General features: G+C 72.9%; 16 protein-coding genes. 5 read left to right on the plus strand and 11 right to left on the minus strand.

Going from position 1 to position 15199, the window contains the following annotated elements:
- Positions 1 to 193: 193 nt before the first annotated feature.
- The 6 genes from AB0C17_RS04210 to AB0C17_RS04235 all read right to left on the minus strand — a co-directional run bounded on the left by AB0C17_RS04210 (position 194) and on the right by AB0C17_RS04235 (position 6503).
- A complete protein-coding gene (locus AB0C17_RS04210; protein WP_357389159.1) occupies positions 194 to 400 on the minus strand; it encodes a hypothetical protein in 207 nt (68 codons plus the stop codon).
- Between the two features lie 100 nt (positions 401 to 500).
- Positions 501 to 959 carry a hypothetical protein gene (locus AB0C17_RS04215; protein ID WP_357470436.1) on the minus strand — a complete coding sequence of 153 codons (459 nt, stop codon included), beginning with the start codon at positions 957 to 959 and terminating at the stop codon, positions 501 to 503.
- Positions 960 to 1022: 63 nt separating this feature from the next.
- Positions 1023 to 1553, minus strand: coding sequence for a hypothetical protein (locus AB0C17_RS04220; RefSeq protein ID WP_357476537.1), 531 nt, complete (start codon positions 1551 to 1553; stop codon positions 1023 to 1025).
- Between the two features lie 157 nt (positions 1554 to 1710).
- A complete protein-coding gene (locus AB0C17_RS04225; RefSeq protein WP_357476540.1) occupies positions 1711 to 3423 on the minus strand; it encodes an ABC-F family ATP-binding cassette domain-containing protein in 1713 nt (570 codons plus the stop codon).
- Positions 3424 to 3624: 201 nt separating this feature from the next.
- Positions 3625 to 5472 carry a glycoside hydrolase family 15 protein gene (locus AB0C17_RS04230; RefSeq protein ID WP_357476543.1) on the minus strand — a complete coding sequence of 616 codons (1848 nt, stop codon included), beginning with the start codon at positions 5470 to 5472 and terminating at the stop codon, positions 3625 to 3627.
- A gap of 74 nt (positions 5473 to 5546) precedes the next feature.
- On the minus strand, positions 5547 to 6503 hold the full coding sequence (locus AB0C17_RS04235) for an NAD(P)/FAD-dependent oxidoreductase (protein WP_357476546.1): 957 nt from the start codon (positions 6501 to 6503) through the stop codon (positions 5547 to 5549).
- Positions 6504 to 6583: 80 nt separating this feature from the next.
- Between AB0C17_RS04235 and AB0C17_RS04240 the strand changes: the two genes are divergently transcribed.
- Positions 6584 to 7168, plus strand: a complete 585-nt coding sequence (locus tag AB0C17_RS04240) for an XRE family transcriptional regulator (RefSeq protein ID WP_357389147.1) — start codon at positions 6584 to 6586, stop codon at positions 7166 to 7168.
- Here AB0C17_RS04240 and AB0C17_RS04245 read toward each other — a convergent pair.
- Both AB0C17_RS04245 and AB0C17_RS04250 read right to left on the minus strand, forming a co-directional pair.
- Positions 7104 to 8597, minus strand: a complete 1494-nt coding sequence (locus tag AB0C17_RS04245) for an MFS transporter (RefSeq protein WP_357470427.1) — start codon at positions 8595 to 8597, stop codon at positions 7104 to 7106. The two genes, AB0C17_RS04240 and AB0C17_RS04245, sit on opposite strands and share 65 nt — an antisense overlap.
- Positions 8598 to 8671: 74 nt before the next feature.
- Complete coding sequence (locus AB0C17_RS04250) at positions 8672 to 9130, minus strand: MarR family winged helix-turn-helix transcriptional regulator (protein ID WP_357389143.1); 459 nt, start codon at positions 9128 to 9130, stop codon at positions 8672 to 8674.
- A 104-nt stretch (positions 9131 to 9234) separates the two neighbouring features.
- On the opposite strand from AB0C17_RS04250, the gene AB0C17_RS04255 reads away from it, so the two are divergent.
- Both AB0C17_RS04255 and AB0C17_RS04260 read left to right on the plus strand, forming a co-directional pair.
- Positions 9235 to 10110 (plus strand): universal stress protein, encoded by an 876-nt coding sequence (locus AB0C17_RS04255; protein ID WP_357389141.1) that lies wholly within the window; start codon positions 9235 to 9237, stop codon positions 10108 to 10110.
- 196 nt (positions 10111 to 10306) lie between these two features.
- Positions 10307 to 11521, plus strand: a complete 1215-nt coding sequence (locus AB0C17_RS04260) for an ROK family transcriptional regulator (protein WP_357389139.1) — start codon at positions 10307 to 10309, stop codon at positions 11519 to 11521.
- Positions 11522 to 11535: 14 nt separating this feature from the next.
- On the opposite strand, the gene AB0C17_RS04265 is transcribed toward AB0C17_RS04260, so the two are convergent.
- Complete coding sequence (locus AB0C17_RS04265) at positions 11536 to 12468, minus strand: phosphotransferase (protein ID WP_357476549.1); 933 nt, start codon at positions 12466 to 12468, stop codon at positions 11536 to 11538.
- A 41-nt stretch (positions 12469 to 12509) separates the two neighbouring features.
- Positions 12510 to 13085 (minus strand): dihydrofolate reductase family protein, encoded by a 576-nt coding sequence (locus tag AB0C17_RS04270; protein WP_357476552.1) that lies wholly within the window; start codon positions 13083 to 13085, stop codon positions 12510 to 12512.
- 92 nt (positions 13086 to 13177) lie between these two features.
- Here AB0C17_RS04270 and AB0C17_RS04275 point away from each other — a divergent pair, with 92 nt between their 5' ends.
- Positions 13178 to 13756, plus strand: coding sequence for a TetR family transcriptional regulator (locus AB0C17_RS04275; protein ID WP_357389133.1), 579 nt, complete (start codon positions 13178 to 13180; stop codon positions 13754 to 13756).
- A 74-nt stretch (positions 13757 to 13830) separates the two neighbouring features.
- Positions 13831 to 14976, plus strand: coding sequence for a polysaccharide pyruvyl transferase family protein (locus tag AB0C17_RS04280; protein ID WP_357389131.1), 1146 nt, complete (start codon positions 13831 to 13833; stop codon positions 14974 to 14976).
- Between the two features lie 4 nt (positions 14977 to 14980).
- Here AB0C17_RS04280 and AB0C17_RS04285 read toward each other — a convergent pair whose 3' ends face one another.
- Complete coding sequence (locus AB0C17_RS04285; protein ID WP_357389129.1) at positions 14981 to 15187, minus strand: hypothetical protein; 207 nt, start codon at positions 15185 to 15187, stop codon at positions 14981 to 14983.
- Between the last annotated feature and the right edge of the window lie 12 nt (positions 15188 to 15199).

Raw genomic sequence — 15199 nt, forward strand, 5'->3', positions numbered from 1 at the left:
CTGGCGAAACAGTAACAGAATCAATTCACGGCGGTTGTCCCGTCGCGGGACGCCGCGTCCGTCACCAGGGCCCCTTCGACGATGACCGAGCCCGTCACCGCAGGCCGGATGGATCTGGTGGACGACCTGGAAGGACTACCTGGTAGCTCCGACGGATGTCTTCTTGCCCTGGCGCTGGAAGTTCCGGTCGAGGTCAGGAGCTCCAGCCGCCCACGCCGCCGCTCCCGGTGTTGCTGCCGTCCGAACGATTCCGGTGGTCGTCGAGCCGGCGGCGGGCCTCGGCGGATGCCCGGAGGTCACGTACCCGGCGGCCGTCCACGCGTGTCTGCCGACGACGACGCAACAGGCCGGCGACGAACACGGCGGCCGCGATGACGAGTACGAGGATCACCCAGCGCATGTCGACCTCCCGGGGTCATATGCCTGCCCCCAGTGTCCGCAGCCTGTCAAGGGCCCGCTCCCTCGCGATCACCGCTGTTTGGCTCGCTCTCGGGAGCCGCTCAGGCTGGATGGTCGTGCAGGAACGACTGGGCCGCCGCCTTCGCGGCCGCGGTCGCCTCCTCCGTCTGGTCGAAGGCCGCGCCCCATCCGACGTACAGCTCGAAAAAGCGATCGGCCACGGGTCGCAGCTCCGGCAACCGGGATGTGGCCGCCTGGCAGTAGATCTCGTGCGCCAGGTCCTGGGCGTCACCCTCTCCCGCAACGATGCTCGCCGCTGCCTGACGCATGAGGTGCAGCCGAGCGCCGCGCTCGTCCGGCACCGGCGAGCCGAGTTCGTCCATCGCCTGCCGGAACAGATCGACGGCCTCCCGCGACTGGCCCTTCGACAGGCCGGCAAGCTCACGCAGACCCGGCGAGTCGATGCCTCGGGTCAGAGCGTGAGCAGCCGCCATCGGCAGGGCTTCGCCGACCGGTTCGTCCATCGCCAGCCGGATGGCGAGGTCGCGCAGGTGCTCCACGCCCGAGAGGCTAGGCGACGGACGAGAACAGCGTCGACCGTCGCGATGAGGTGTAGCGCGGGGTCAGTGGATGCCCGCGGCGTGGAGGCGCCGGGTGGCGTCCGGGTCGATGCTGGTCCGCGCGAGCGAACCGGGCGCATCCGCGGAACCGGTGCTGAACGCGCTCACCACCAGCACGACGGACAGCACCGGCATGAACAGCATCCGGACCAGCATGGCCCAGCACGCCTTGACGCCGATCCGGCTGCCGTCCTCGACCCGCACGAGCTGTGTGCCGGTGAGGACCGCGCCGAGCGCGCGGCCGTTGCCGTAGCAGAGGCCGTAGAGAACCGGCACCAGTACGAACAACGCGAGCACCGCCCCGGCGAGGGCACCGCCGGAGAGGGTCACGGCGCGGTCCACCACGGACAGGGCGACGACACCTGCCGCGACAGCGAACAGGCACACCACGAAGTCGATGAGCCAGGACATGACCTGCGCCATCGTGCCGGCCTTGACATACAGCGTGCCGTTGCCGAACATCGTGACCCGCTTGGCCTTCCGGGCGCCGAGCACGTGCTCTGCCTGCGCCTGGGCGGCTCCCAGTCGGGTCAACGGCCGGCCCGTGGCGCGGACTGTCACAGCGCTCTCCTGTTGTCGTCGCGAGCACGATGTGCGCCTCGCCTGGGTGCGGACACCCCGCCGTGCCGCATACCGCTGGAGATGACTGAGAGGCATAAATATTCCTCTCAGTCATATCGGCTCGAAGGCATCAATCTTCCGGCAGGCATGACCCTGTGTGACCGGATGGCCCGGCGTTGCCGGCGGTGAGCGGCAGCGTGGGCCAGGCCGCGAGGTCGTGGAGCATCTGCCGGTCGTGGGTGGCGACGACCACCGCGGCCCTGGTCGTCAGCAGGGCGGCGGTGAGGTCGTCGACGAGCGGCGCGGACAGGTGGTTCGTGGGTTCGTCGAGGATCAGCAGGTCGGGACGTTCGGCCAGGCGCAGCGCCAGGTTCAACCGCCGTTGCTGTCCGTGCGACATTCGGCCGACGGGGGTACGCCGGGCCTCGGCGTCGAGCAGGTTCGTCGCGCCCAGCGGCAGGGTCGTGCCGGCGCAGAGACGCCCGGTGGAGCGCAACCGGCCCACGTGCTGCTCGTACAGGTCGTGCGCGAGCAGCGCCGGTGGCCAGTCGGGCACCTCCTGACCGAGGTACGCGACGCGCGCCCCGGACAGGTGCCGGACCTCCCCGGTCGACGGCGTGAGGTCGCCGGCCAGCACGGAGAGCAGCGTGGACTTGCCGGCGCCGTTGGGTCCGGTCACCAGCAGGCGGTCCCCGCCGTCGAGCGTGAGCGTGACCCGGGTACGCAGGCGCCCGGCCACCGTGACGTCGTGGCATCGCAGGATCGGCAGGCCGGGGCGGGTGTCCAGCGGCGGCCAGCGCAGCGGCTGCGGTGGCTGCGGCACGGTGACGCGGTGCGCGTCGAGCGCCTCCTGCCGGCGTCGCAACGCCTGGACCAGTCGGGGTGCGCGGGACTGGCGCTGGTGCTTGCCGTGCCCCTTCTCCGGGCGCCAGCCGGTGCTGAGCCGGTCCTGCGCCTCCCGTACCCCGTCGGCCAGCCGCTGGTGCTCGGCCTGCTGGGCCTCGTGGTCGCGTACCCAGTGCGCGAAGTCGCGGCGGCGCCCGTCCTGCCAGGCGGCGTAGTCCCCGGCGTAGCGGCGCGGACGCCCGTCGGCGCTGGGGTCGAGGTCCAGGAACTCCGTGGCGACGTCCCGCAGCAGCGCGCGGTCGTGGGTCACCAGCACGACGCCGCCCGGATGGTCGCGCAGCCGCGCGGTGAGGAAGGCCAGGCTGTCCGCGTCGAGGTGGTTGGTCGGTTCGTCCAGCATCAGCAGGTCGACCCGCGCTCCCAGCAGGCACGCCAGGCGTACCCGGTAGCGCTGGCCGACGGACAGCGTGGCCAGCTCCCGGTCCCGGTCCGGGCAGGCGTCCAGGCCGGCCAGCGCCACGTCGACTCGCCGCTGCGCGTCCCAGGCGTCCAGTCGGGTCGCCGCGTCCAGGGCGGTCGCGTACGCGTCGTCCGCGCCCGCCCGGCCCTCGGTGAGCGCGATCGTGGCGTCGTCCAGCGCCCGCAACGCGCGTTCGGACTCCCGGATCGCCTCCCGGACCAGCGTGCCGATCGTCTCGCCGTGCCGTGACTCCAGGTTCTGCCGGGCGACGCCGATCGTGCCCAGCCGTTCCACGGTGCCCTGGTCGGGCGCGAGGAGGCCGGCCAGCACGTGCAGCAGCGTGGTCTTGCCGCGCCCGTTCTCGCCGACGACGGCCAGTCGGGAGGCGGGGGAGACGGTCACGCTGACGTCGGACAGGACGACCCGGCCGCCGCGTACGACGCGGACGCCGTCGGCCCGCACGTGCGCCCGGTGTCCGGCGGGCAGCGAACCGACCGAGGTGGATGGGGAGGAAGGAATGTTGTCGAGGTTGCGCACAGTCCGCTCTTCGGCTCGTCGTGGAGCCGGGCAGCGCGAGGACACCGCCCGGCGGGAACGCCAGGACGGCGGAGCAGAGCTGGTACGTCAGAAGAAGCCGGTCACCCTGCCGCCGTCAGCGGAGGGACCAGGGCTTCATGACAGCGGCGAAGAACCTCATGCGATCAACAGTACCCGGGGCCGGGCCGGAGATCACCGGAATTACCGGCGGAGGCGGGCGGAGGCCTCGGCGTCGAGCAGGTCGTTCACCGCCAGCGCCGAGTTGATCAGCGCGAGGTGGCTGAACGCCTGCGGGTAGTTGCCGATCTGCTCACCGGTGGAGGCGATCTCCTCGGCGTAGAGGCCGAGGTGGTTGCTGAAGGTGAGCATCTTCTCCAGCGTGAGCCGGGCGTCGTCGAGCCGGCCGGAACGGGCCAGCGCCTCGACGTACCAGAACGTGCACATGTTGAAGGTGCCCTCGTGGCCGGGCAGCCCGTCGGGGGAGTGGACCGGGTCGTAGCGGTGGACCAGGCTGTCCGAGACCAGGTCCCGTTCGATCGACTCCAGGGTGGACATCCACAGCGGGTCGCTGGGCGTGACGAAGCCGACCGCCGGCATGTAGAGCAGGGCCGCGTCGAGCACGTTCTCGTCGTACGCCTGCACGAAGCTGCCGCGTTCCCGGTGGAAACCGCGGGCCATGACCTGGTTGTAGATCCGGTTGCGCTGCTCGATCCAGCAGCTCATGTCCCCGGGCCGGCCGGTGCGGCTGGCCAGCCGGATGGCCCGGTCCAGCGCGACCCAGGACATCACCCGGCCGAACGTGTAGTTGCGCGGATGGTGCCGGCTCTCCCAGATCCCGGCGTCGCGCTTGTCCCAGTTGTGGCAGAGCCAGTCGATCAGCCGCACGGTGCTCTTCCACACCTGGTGGGACACGCGGATGCCCTGCTCGTCGGCGAGGTGCATGGCGTAGAGGGCCTCGCCGTGGATGTCGAGCTGGAGTTGGTCGGCGGCGCCGTTGCCGATGCGCACCGGGCGGGAGCCCCGGTATCCCTCCAGGTGGTCGAGCACCTCCTCGTGCAGGTCCGAGGAGCCGTCCACCCGGTACATGATCTTCAGCGGGTCCTGGTGGTCGCCCGCTTCGCGGATGCGCTCGTCCAGCCAGTTCATGTAGTGGCTGACCTCCTCGGTGAACCCGAGACCGAGCAGCGCGTGCACGGAGAAGGAGGTGTCGCGTACCCAGGTGTAGCGGTAGTCCCAGTTGCGGGTGCCGCCGACCAGTTCGGGCAGCGCGGCGGTCGGCGCGGCGATCATCGCGCCGGTCGGCGCGTACGTCATGAGCTTGAGCGTGATGGCCGAGCGCTCGACCATCTCCCGCCAGCGCCCGGTGTAGCGGGAGCGTTCGACCCAGCGCCGCCAGTAGTCCCGGGTCCACTCGAACATGCCCTGGACCTCTTCCGGCGGGATGGTCCGGGGTTCGTCGCCGCTGGTCTCCAGGACCACCCCGCCGGTGTCGCCCTCCTTCAGGGTGCCGTACGCGATCAGGTCGCCGTCCTCCATGCGGATCTCGCCGGTCTGGGCCCAGAGTTGCCGCACCGGGTCGATCGGGTTGAAGGTGAGCGTCGCCGACGGGCTGCGGAACAGGTAGCCGTTGCGGTGCCGCTCCACCTCGTGGCTCTCGCGGGCGTAGTCGAACCGGGGCCGGCACTCCACCCGGAACCGCATGCTGCCGCGCACCATGTTGACCATGCGGACCAGGCGGTGCGAGTCGGTGACCCGCTCGCCGGTGACCGGCATGAAGTCGATCACCTCGGCGACGCCGTCCGCGCTGATGAACCGGGTGATCAGGATCGGCGTGCCGGGCAGGTAGAGCTGCTTGGTGACGTACCGGACCTCGTGCGGGGCGATCTGGAAGAAGCCACCCCTGTCCTTGTCGAGCAGCGCGGCGAAGATGCTCGGCGAGTCGAAGCGCGGCGCGCAGAACCAGTCGATCGTTCCGTCGCAGGTCACCAGCGCGGCGGTCTGCAGGTCGCCGATGAGCCCGTGATCCTCGATCGCCGGATAGCTCTTCACGTCGTCTCCCCGGTTCGGCTGCCCTCTCCGGCTCAACCTAAGGGAAGAATTGTCAGGTTAGGGGGGATTCGTGGTCACCCACTCTCCCGCGCGGCCCGCCGCGCCTCGACCGCCCGGCGGGTCTCCGCCTGCACCAGGTCCGCGTTGATCATCGCCGCGGTCCGGGCGCCCGCCGCCGCAGCGGCCCCGACCTGCGCCGACAGGTCGGTCACGTTGCCCGCCGTCCACACCCCGGAGACGTCGGTACGCCCCGACTCGTCGACCGGCAGGTACTCGCCCATCCCGCTGGGGTGCGGTTGCGGGCGCAGGCCCAGCCCGGCCAGGAACCCGGCCCGCGCCACCATCCGGGGCGCGACGGTGAGCACCTCACGCTCGACCGTGCGGCCGTCGCGCAGGCGTACCCCGGTCAGCCGGTCCCCGGCCGTCTCGATGGCCGCGACCTCGCCCTCGACCACCGGCACGCCGCGCGCGGCGAGCTGTTCGGCCTGTTCGCCGGTCAGTGGCGGCGCGGTGTGCCGCAGGTAGACCACGTCGTCGCTCCACTGCCGGAACAGCAGCGTCTGGTGCACCGACATCGGGCCGGTGCCGATCACCCCGATCGGCTGCTCGCGCACCTCCCAGCCGTGGCAGTACGGGCAGTGCACCAGGTCCCGCCCCCAGCGCTCACGCAGGCCGGGCACCTCCGGCAGCTCGTCGACCAGGCCGGTGGTGACGAGCACCTGGCCGGCGCGGAAGCGGCGGCCGTCGGCGAGCGCCACCGCGAACCCGTCGCCGTCCCGGTCCACCGTCTCGACCCGGCCCTCGGTTAGGTGCCCGCCGTAGCCGCGGACCTCGTCCCGGCCGCGCGCCAGCAGCTCGGCCGGCGGCACGCCGTCGTGCCCCAGCAGCGCGTGCACGCCGTCGGCGGATGCGTTGCGCGGCTCGCCGCCGTCCACCACCAGCACCGACCGGCGTGCCCGGGCCAGCATCAGCGCGCCGCTGAGCCCGGCCGCGCCGCCGCCGATCACCAGTACCTCGTAGTTCTCGGTCATCGTGACCACCTCCGCGACCAGCCTGCGACCGGGTCCGGCAGAACTGCAAACTCTGTTGCTGATGTGGCAAACTGGCAGGCATGGACGACGACCTCGACCAGGCCCTCGACGCGGTCGGCCCCCGGCTGCGCGCGCTGCGCCGCGAGCGGGAGACCACCCTCACCGACCTCTCCGCCGCCACCGGCATCTCGGTGAGCACGCTGTCCCGGCTGGAGTCCGGCGGTCGCAAGCCCACGCTGGAACTGCTGCTCCCGCTGGCCCGCGCGCACGGCGTCACGCTCGACGAGCTGGTCGGCGCCCCACCCACCGGCGACCCGCGCGTCCACCTGCGGCCGGTCGCCGCGCACGGGATGACCATGCTGCCGCTCACCCGCCGCGCCGGCGGCATCCAGGCGTACAAGCTGATCATCCCGGCCGGCGGGCGGTCCGAGCCCGAGCCGAAGACCCACGAGGGGTACGAGTGGGTCTACGTGCTGAACGGGCGGCTGCGGCTCGTGCTCGGCGAGCACGACCTGGTGATGGTGCCGGGTGAGGCGGCCGAGTTCGACACCCGCGTACCGCACTGGTTCGGCCGCGCCGACAGCGAGGGGGTGGAGTTCCTCAGCCTCTTCGGCAGCCAGGGCGAACGCGCCCACCTGCGCGCCCGCCCTCGCGCCTCCCGCTGACTCGCCCCACAAGGGCCGGGGCGTCGGCGCGCTTCGCCGTGCGGGGGCGCAGCAGCGCGTACGCGAGCACGACGGCGACCACCACGAGCCCCGCGCCGACCGCGAACGCCGCGTGGAAGCCGCTGGTCAGTGCCGTGGCCCGGTCGTCGCCGAGCGCGGCCCGGCCCGCGGTGCGCGCGGCGGCCAGCGTGGACAGCACCGCGACCCCGAACGCCATCCCGAGTTGCTGGGTGGTGTTGAACAGCCCGGAGGCGAGACCGGCGTCCTCGGTGCGGGCGGCGGACATGCCGAGCGCGGTGAGCGCCGGCAGCACCAGCCCGAACCCGCCGGCCAGCAGCATCACCGGCAGCACGTCGGGCAGATACCGGCCGTCCACCGGCACCCGGGCCAGCAGCCCGAACATGGCCACCAGCAGGACGAGCCCGGCGGTCAGCACGGCTCGCTCGCCGAAGCGGGCGTTGAGCCGGGCCGAGACGCCGAGCGACACCGCGCCGATCACCACGGCGGCCGGCAGCAGCGCCAGCCCGGTGCGGGTGGCGTCGTAGCCGAGCACCTGCTGGAGGTAGAGCGTGACGAGGACCTGGAACGCGAACGTCGCGGCCACGGTGAGGACCTGCACCACGTTCGCCACCGCGACGCCGCGTGAGCGCAGCAGCCGCAGCGGCATGAGCGGGCGGCGCGCGGTGGCCTGCCGGGCCACGAACCCGGCGACCAGCGCGACGGCGAGCGCGCCCAGGCCGAGCGTGTGCGCCGACGTCACCCCGTACCGCTCGATGGTGACCACCGTGTAGATGCCGAGGACCAGCCCGGCGGTGACCAGCAGCGCGCCCGCCACGTCGGCTCCGGCGGCCAGGCCCAGACCACGGTCCGCGGGCAGCGTGCGGACCGCGAGGACGATGGTGGCCAGCCCGATCGGCAGGTTGATCAGGAAGATCCAGTGCCAGCCCAGCGCGTCGGTGAGCAGGCCGCCGGCGACCTGTCCGATGGCTGCCCCGGCCGCGCCGGTGAAGGCGAAGACGGCGAAGGCCCGGGCCCGCCCGGCGGCGTCGGGAAAGAGCGTGACGAGGATGCCGAGGCTGACCGCCGTCGCCGCCGCGCTGCCGACGCCCTGGAGGAAGCGGGCCGCGACGAGCGTGGCGCTGTTCGTCGCCAGCCCGGCCAGCGCGGAGGCGGCGGTGAACAGCGCGGTGCCGCCGAGGAACATCGCCCGGCGCCCGATCAGGTCGCCGAGCCGGCCGGCGAGCAGGAGGAGGCTGCCGAACGCGATCAGGTACGCGTTCACCACCCAGCTCAGGCCGGCCGGGGAGAAGCGCAGGTCGCGCTGGATGGCCGGCATCGCCACGGTGACGATGCTGCCGTCCAGGATGGTCATCAGGGTGCCGGTGGCGAGCACGCCGAGGGCGAGCCGGCGGGAGCGGGGAGCGGACATGGAGTCCTCCTGTCGAGAGGTGCGACAGGAGAGACCGTAACGGATGGTTCCGTTGCAGACAATCTATTGGGGAACTATTGGCGGGCGCGGCGCGCCGGTTTCGGGCTCTGCACCGGCGTGGCCAGGTGCCCGGCGGTCAGGCGCCGAAGCGCGCGCAGGAAGACCTCCCGCTCGTCGTCCGGCAGGCTCGCCAGCGTCTCGGCGTGCACCCGGTCGACGATCTCCTGGCTGCGGGCAGCCACCCGGGCGCCCTCCTCGGTCACCGCGATGATCCGCGCCCGCCGGTCGGTACGCGACGGGCGCCGCTCGGCCAGCCCGGCCCGCTCCAGCGCGTCCACCGTCACCACCATCGTCGTCTTGTCCATGTCGCCCATCTCGGCGAGCTGGATCTGCGTACGCTCCTCGGGCAGCGCATGTGCGAGCACACAGTGCATCCGGGCGGTTAGCCCGATCTCGGCGAGCGCCGCCGCCACCCGCGTACGCAACACGTGGCTGGTGTGGTCGAGGAGGTACGACAGGTCCGGGCTGCTCATCCGCCCAGCGTACCGATGCTTCCGTGCCGGACGATCCGGCTCGGACCCGGTCCGGGCCCGGATACGATCTTGTGAGAAGTCGTCGGCGAGAGGGGTTTGGTGCGGTGAGCGACGTGCAGGTCAGGCAAGTGGTGGTGGGTTACGACGGGTCTCCGGCCGCCAGTGCCGCTATCGAGGCGGGAGCGCTGCTGTTCCCCGGCGCGCACGCGTGGATCGGGCACCTGTGGACACCCCCGTTCGCCAGCGAGGAACTGCGCAAGCGGCTCTGGACCGGCAACCGCAACATCAACGTGTTCGTGGAGGCCATCGAGCGCGAGGGCGGCCGGGAGGCCGACCGGATGACAGCGGTCGGCGTGATGCTGGGCCGCGCCGCCGGCTGGGACGCCGAGCCGCTCGTGTGCCGCAGCTACGGCGGTGAGGGGCTCCGGCTCGCCGAGCTGGCCGACGAGAAGCAGGCCGACGTGCTGCTGCTCGGCTCACGCGGCCTCGGCGGCGCCCGCGCGGTGCTCGGCAGCGTCTCCGACATGGCAGTGCACTACAGCCCGCGTCCCGTGCTCGTGGTGCCGCACCCGCTGCTGACCGACGAGCACGACGCGCTCGCCGCCGGGCCGGTGGTGGTCGGCTGGGACGCCTCGACCGGGTCCGAGGCCGCGCTCGCGGCCGCCCGCCGTCTCCTCCCCGAGCGGGAGATCGTCCTGGTCGCCGTCGACGGCGACGAGGGGGACACGCCGGAGACCCTCGACGGGCAGCCGGTGACCACAGTGCGGGTCCGCGCCGGTGGCGGCGCGCCCGGGCGCGCGGTGGCCGAGGCGCTCTCCACGGTCGCCACCGAGCGTAAGGCGAGCCTGGTGGTGGTCGGCTCGCGCGGGCGGACGGCGGTCCGCAAGATCCTGCTCGGCAGCGTCGCCATGGCCACCCTGCACCGCGCGCACCGGCCGGTGCTCGTGGTGCCGCAGAGCCCGGTCCGCGAGGCGGAGTAACCCTTCTCCGGCGCTGTTCGCCGTGCGGGTGGAACGCCGTGGGTGTCTCCGGAACCGGGAGGCACCCGTGGTGTTCCACTCGCCGTCCGGCGTGCGGGACCCGCTGCCGGGTGAGCGGTCTGCACGCTGGCAGCGGTCGATGTGTGGCCACTATCCTCGGTCGTGGAGAGCCAGTCGCCATCCGACGGAGTTGTCGATGCTGAAAGGTCTGGCAGCAGACCGGCACGCGCAGGGGGACAGCCGCCGGCTCAACCTCGGCGCGCTGCTGCGGCGTGTCCACCTCACCGGCCCGGTGACGCGGGTCGAGCTGGCCGACTGGATGGGCGTCAACCGCAGCACGGTCATGGGGCTCACCGCGGAACTGGCGGCGGCCGGCCTGGTCCGCGAGGTGACGGCCGGCGGCAGTGGCCGGGCCGGGCGTCCCTCGCGTGTGGTGCGTCCCGCCTCCGACACCGTCTACGTCCTGGCCTTCGACATCGCCGTGGACCGGCTCGTGGCCGCCCGCGTCGGGCTCGGCGGGGTGGTGTCGGCACGGCTGGAGGCGGAGCGCCCACGTGCCGGGGCCGACCTCGACTCCGTGGTCTCGGTGCTCGCCGACTTCGGGCGGGCCCTGCACCACGCCGCGCCACCCGGGTCGGTGTGCGTGGGCGTGGGCGCCTCCTACTGCGGCATGATCAGGCCGGGCGACGGGATGGTCCGGTTCGGACCGGACATGGGGTGGGTGGACCAGGCGTTCGGCGCCGAGCTGGCGCGGCGGCTGGATCTGGGCCTGCCCGTCCTGGTCGGCAACGAGGCGCACCTCGGTGCGCTGGCCGAGCATCAGCGCGGGGCCGGCGTCGGCGTGCAGAACCTGGTCTACCTGCACGGTGACGTGGGTGTCGGCGGCGGCATCATCGTGGGCGGGGAACTGCTCGACGGCGACGGCGGGTACGCCTCCGAGGTGGGGCACATGCTCGTGAACCCGTACCAGGGGCGGCCCTGCGGCTGCGGCTCGCGCGGGTGCCTGGAGGCCGAGGTCGGGGAGCGGGCGCTGCTCGACGTCGCGGGCCGCCCGGCGCGGGAGAAGGGGCGCGAGGCGGTACGGGCGGTCGTCGCCGCCGCCGCGCGGGGCGAACCCGCAGCCCAGGACGCGCTGCGGCACATCGGTGACTGGCTGGGCATCGGCGTGGCGAACGTGATCAATTTGTTCAACCCCGGCGTGGTGATCTTCGGCGGCACGCTGAGCGAGGTCTTCCCCGCCTCGGCGGCGCACGTACGCAGCCGGATCGCCGCCAACGTGCTGCCCATCTCCCGCGACAAGGCCCGCCTGCGCGTCTCCGCACTCGGCTACGACGCGACCTTGATCGGCGCCGCCGAACTGGGCTTCTCCCCGTTGTTCGCCGACCCCCTCGGCACCCCCGCCCGCGCATAGCCACGCGGGGCGGGTCAGGAGGGCAGGCGGTGGGTCAGCCAGGGGAGCAGGGACTCGCCCTGTAGGCGCTGGAACGCGCGCACGGTCGGGATGCCGGGTGGTGGGGGCTGGCGGGCGCCGTCGAGGAAGAAGCCGGTGAACCCGGCCAGCACTCCGGTCAGGTCGGCCGCGTCGACATCAGCCGTCAGCCGTCGGGCGGCCAGCAGCGCGTCGGGGTCGTGCCCGCCGTACACCTGCACGTTGACGACGGTGAGCAGGGTGTCCAACCAGGCCGGCCCGCGACAGGCCCAGGGCCAGTCGACGACGGTGACCGACCCGTCCGGGCCGAGCAGCAGGTTGTCGGCGCGTACGTCGACGTGGCAGAGCGTGTCGCCGGTGAGCGCGGCCAGTCCCCGGTCGGCGGCGGCGCACAGTTCGGGCAGGTGGGACCGGGCCCACGGGTCGAGGCCGGCCGGCGGGTCGGCGGCGAGGCGTCGCCACCCGCCGAAGTCGTGCGCGAGTAGTTCGGCGGCGGTGGGCACGCTCACCCCGGCGGGTGCCGGAGTGAGCGCGGCGGCCATGGCCTCCAGCGTGGACAGCACGGCGGCCAGCTCGTCGGCCCGCCACGGGGTGGCCGGGTGCCGGCCCTCCACGTCGGTGAGGACGAGCGCTATCCAGTCGCCGTCGTCGTAGCTGCCGAGCAGCCGGGGTGCGGGCGCGCCCGGCGGCAGGGCGGCGGTGATCCGGGCCTCGGCGCGGTACAGGCCGGGGCTGCGGTCGTTCTGCGCCGGGCTGACCGCCTTGACGAAGGCCCGGCCGCCACCCGCGGTACGGACCCGGTCGGCGGTGCCGGGGGAGAAACCGCCCGGCTGTGACACCGCCGCCACCACCCGGTCGCCGAGGACGGCCTCGACGGCGTCGCGGACGTGCGCGGGCAGTTCGGGCCAGTGCAGCCGGATCTTCGTCACCGCTACACGGTGCGTGCCGCCCGCCGTCCGGGGCAAGCGGGTTAACCGTTGCGCGTGTAGCGCAGGACCACCACGCCGGAGTCGAACGGACGCGTCGAGGTGAGCGTGAGCCGCCGCGTGTCGAAGCCGCTGTCGACGAGCTTGATGCCGCTGCCGACGAGCACCGGGTTGAGCTTGACCACCAGCTCGTCGATCTCGTCGAGGAGCTGACCGGCGAGCTGCCCGCCGCCGCAGAGCCAGATGTCACGCCCGGGCCGGCTCTTCAGCTCGCCGACGAAGGCGGCCGGGTCGCCGTCGACGACGTGCACGTCCGGGTAGTCGGCAGGGGGCAGGGAGCGGCTGAACACGTACTGCTCCAGGTGCGCGTACGGGCTTGTCACGCCGATCTTCAGGCCGGGCTCGTAGGTGCCGCGGCCCATCAGCACGGTGTCGAAGCGCCCGCTCGGCGGGGAGTCGACGCCGAGCTGGGCGTGGGCGAACGTGGGCAGCGTCTGGGGCCACTCGGCCACCAGGTAGGGCGCCACGTCGGGCATCAGCGGGAGGAAGTCGAACGACCCGTCGGGCGCGGCGATGAAGCCGTCGAGGGTGCTGGCGACGAAGTAGACGAGCTTGCGCAAACCGGCTCCGATGTCCGAGGTGATCCACGACGGCTGTCGTGGTTCGGTGGCGAATCTACAACACCTGTCGTGGTTGTTGCTAGTGTGTTCGCGTGGCCAGGAACCCGGAACGCCGTACCCTGCTCGCCGACGCCGGCCTGCGGGTGCTCGCCGACGCGGGCGCGCGCGGGCTGACCCACCGCGCGGTCGACGCCGAGGCGGGCGTGCCCACCGGCACCACCTCGAACTACTTCCCGTCCCGCGCCGCGCTGCTCGCCGGCCTCGCCGAACGGATCTTCGACCGGATCGCGCCCGACCCGGCCGTGCTGGCCGACCTCGGCCGCCGCGAGCCGTCGCTCGCGCTGATGACCGACTACCTGCGCGACATCGTCACCCGCACCACCCGCGAGCCGGGCCTCACCCGGGCGCTGTTCGAGCTGCGGCTGGAGGCCGCGCGCCGCCCCGAGTTGCGGTCCGCGCTCGGCGGCGTGCTGCGCCAGGGGTACGCGGACGACGTCGCCCACCACGCCGCCGCCGGGCTACCAGGCGGGGCGTACGAGGTGGCGCTGCTGCACTACGCGGTCGACGGGCTCCTGCTCGACCTGCTCACCACCTCGATCGACGCCGGGTTCGACACCGATCAGGTGGTCTCGGACCTCGTCTCCCGTCTGGTCGGCGACACCACCGGTTGAGCGTCCTCGCCGCGCGTTAACCCGGGGTGGCCAGCGGGAACGCTGGCCCGGACGCCCCTGGGAAGGAGCAACGGATGAGGGAACGCACCGGACTGACCATCGGCGTGCTCGGCTCCTACGGCGGTCGCAACCTCGGCGACGAGGCGATCCTCACGGGTCTCCTGGACGATCTGCGCCGTCACGAGCCCAACGCCCGGATCATCGTCTTCTCCCGCAACCCGGCGCACACCGCGCTTGCCCACCCCGAGGTCGAGGCGGTGCCGTGGGAGGGCGTCAGCCGGGTCGACTCGTCCCCGGTGCTCAACCAGCTCGACCTGCTCATCCTCGGCGGCGGCGGGATCCTCTACGACAAGGAGGCCCGGCGCTACCTGCGGGTGGTCCGGGTGGCCCAGGAACGAGGGCTGCCGCTGCTCACGTACGCGGTAGGGGTCGGCCCGCTCACCGACACGCTGGACAGCGGCATGGTGCGCGAGACGCTGGCGCAGGCAGTCGAGGTGACAGTCCGCGACCAGGAGTCGCGGATGGTGCTGGAGGAGGCCGGCCTGGTCAACCCGATCACCGTCACCGCCGACCCGGCGTTCCTGCTCGAACCGGAGGAGTTCCCCCAGCAGTGGCTGCGTGACGAGGGCGTACCGGCCGGGTCCCGGCTGGTCGGGCTCAGCGTGCGTGAGCCGGGCCGGGCCGCCGAACGGCTCGACGTGGACGGCTACCACCGCCTGCTCGCCCAGATCGGTGACTTCCTGGTGCACCGGATCGACGCGTACGTGCTGTTCGTGCCGATGGAGCGGGACGACATCCGGCACTCCCACGGCGTGCTGTCGCACATGACCGCCGCCGACCGGGGCCGGATCCTGCACGGCGACTACCGTCCGGCGCAGATCCTCGGGCTGATGCGCCACTTCGACCTCGCGGTCGGCATGCGCCTGCACTTCCTGATCTTCGCGGCCATGATGGGCACGCCGTTCCTGCCGCTGCCGTACGCCGGAAAGGTCTTCGACCTGGCCCAGCGGCTCGGTGTGCCGGCGCTGCGCGGCGTGGAACGGGAGGTGGAGGGGCCGTTGCTGGCCGAGGTGGACCGGTTGTGGGACGAGCGGGCGGCCCGGGCCGAGGCGACCGCGCGCCGGGTCGCGGAGGTCTGCGAGCAGGCGCGCGGCACCTCGCAGGTGACCCGCAGCGTGCTGGACAGCATCCGGGCCCGCACGCTGACGCACGCGGGATGAGCCGTCAGACCGCCGGGCCGCGCCAGGCGTAGACCCACTCCTGCCCCGGCCGGTCGTCCGACTCCAGCTCGTAGATCTGCGCCTCCGCCAGACCCTGCGCCCCGAGGTGGTGGTGGGTCAGGGGCGGACGGCCGTTGCCGTCCAGCTCGACGGTGACGGTCTCGCCGTCGGCCGCGCCGCCCACCAGAGGGATCTGCACCGAGGAAGCCATGCGCCCATCCTG

This window comes from Micromonospora sp. NPDC048887, from assembly GCF_040649715.1.
GTDB lineage: Bacteria > Actinomycetota > Actinomycetes > Mycobacteriales > Micromonosporaceae > Micromonospora.

Coding starts and splice junctions, on each gene's coding strand:
- AB0C17_RS04235 (WP_357476546.1), bottom strand. CDS start 6,503: ATGACCGAGAACTACGAGGTACTGGTGATCGGCGGCGGCGCGGCCGGG.
- AB0C17_RS04240 (WP_357389147.1), top strand. CDS start 6,584: ATGGACGACGACCTCGACCAGGCCCTCGACGCGGTCGGCCCCCGGCTG.
- AB0C17_RS04250 (WP_357389143.1), bottom strand. CDS start 9,130: ATGAGCAGCCCGGACCTGTCGTACCTCCTCGACCACACCAGCCACGTG.
- AB0C17_RS04280 (WP_357389131.1), top strand. CDS start 13,831: ATGAGGGAACGCACCGGACTGACCATCGGCGTGCTCGGCTCCTACGGC.
- AB0C17_RS04260 (WP_357389139.1), top strand. CDS start 10,307: ATGCTGAAAGGTCTGGCAGCAGACCGGCACGCGCAGGGGGACAGCCGC.
- AB0C17_RS04210 (WP_357389159.1), bottom strand. CDS start 400: ATGCGCTGGGTGATCCTCGTACTCGTCATCGCGGCCGCCGTGTTCGTC.
- AB0C17_RS04285 (WP_357389129.1), bottom strand. CDS start 15,187: ATGGCTTCCTCGGTGCAGATCCCTCTGGTGGGCGGCGCGGCCGACGGC.
- AB0C17_RS04245 (WP_357470427.1), bottom strand. CDS start 8,597: ATGTCCGCTCCCCGCTCCCGCCGGCTCGCCCTCGGCGTGCTCGCCACC.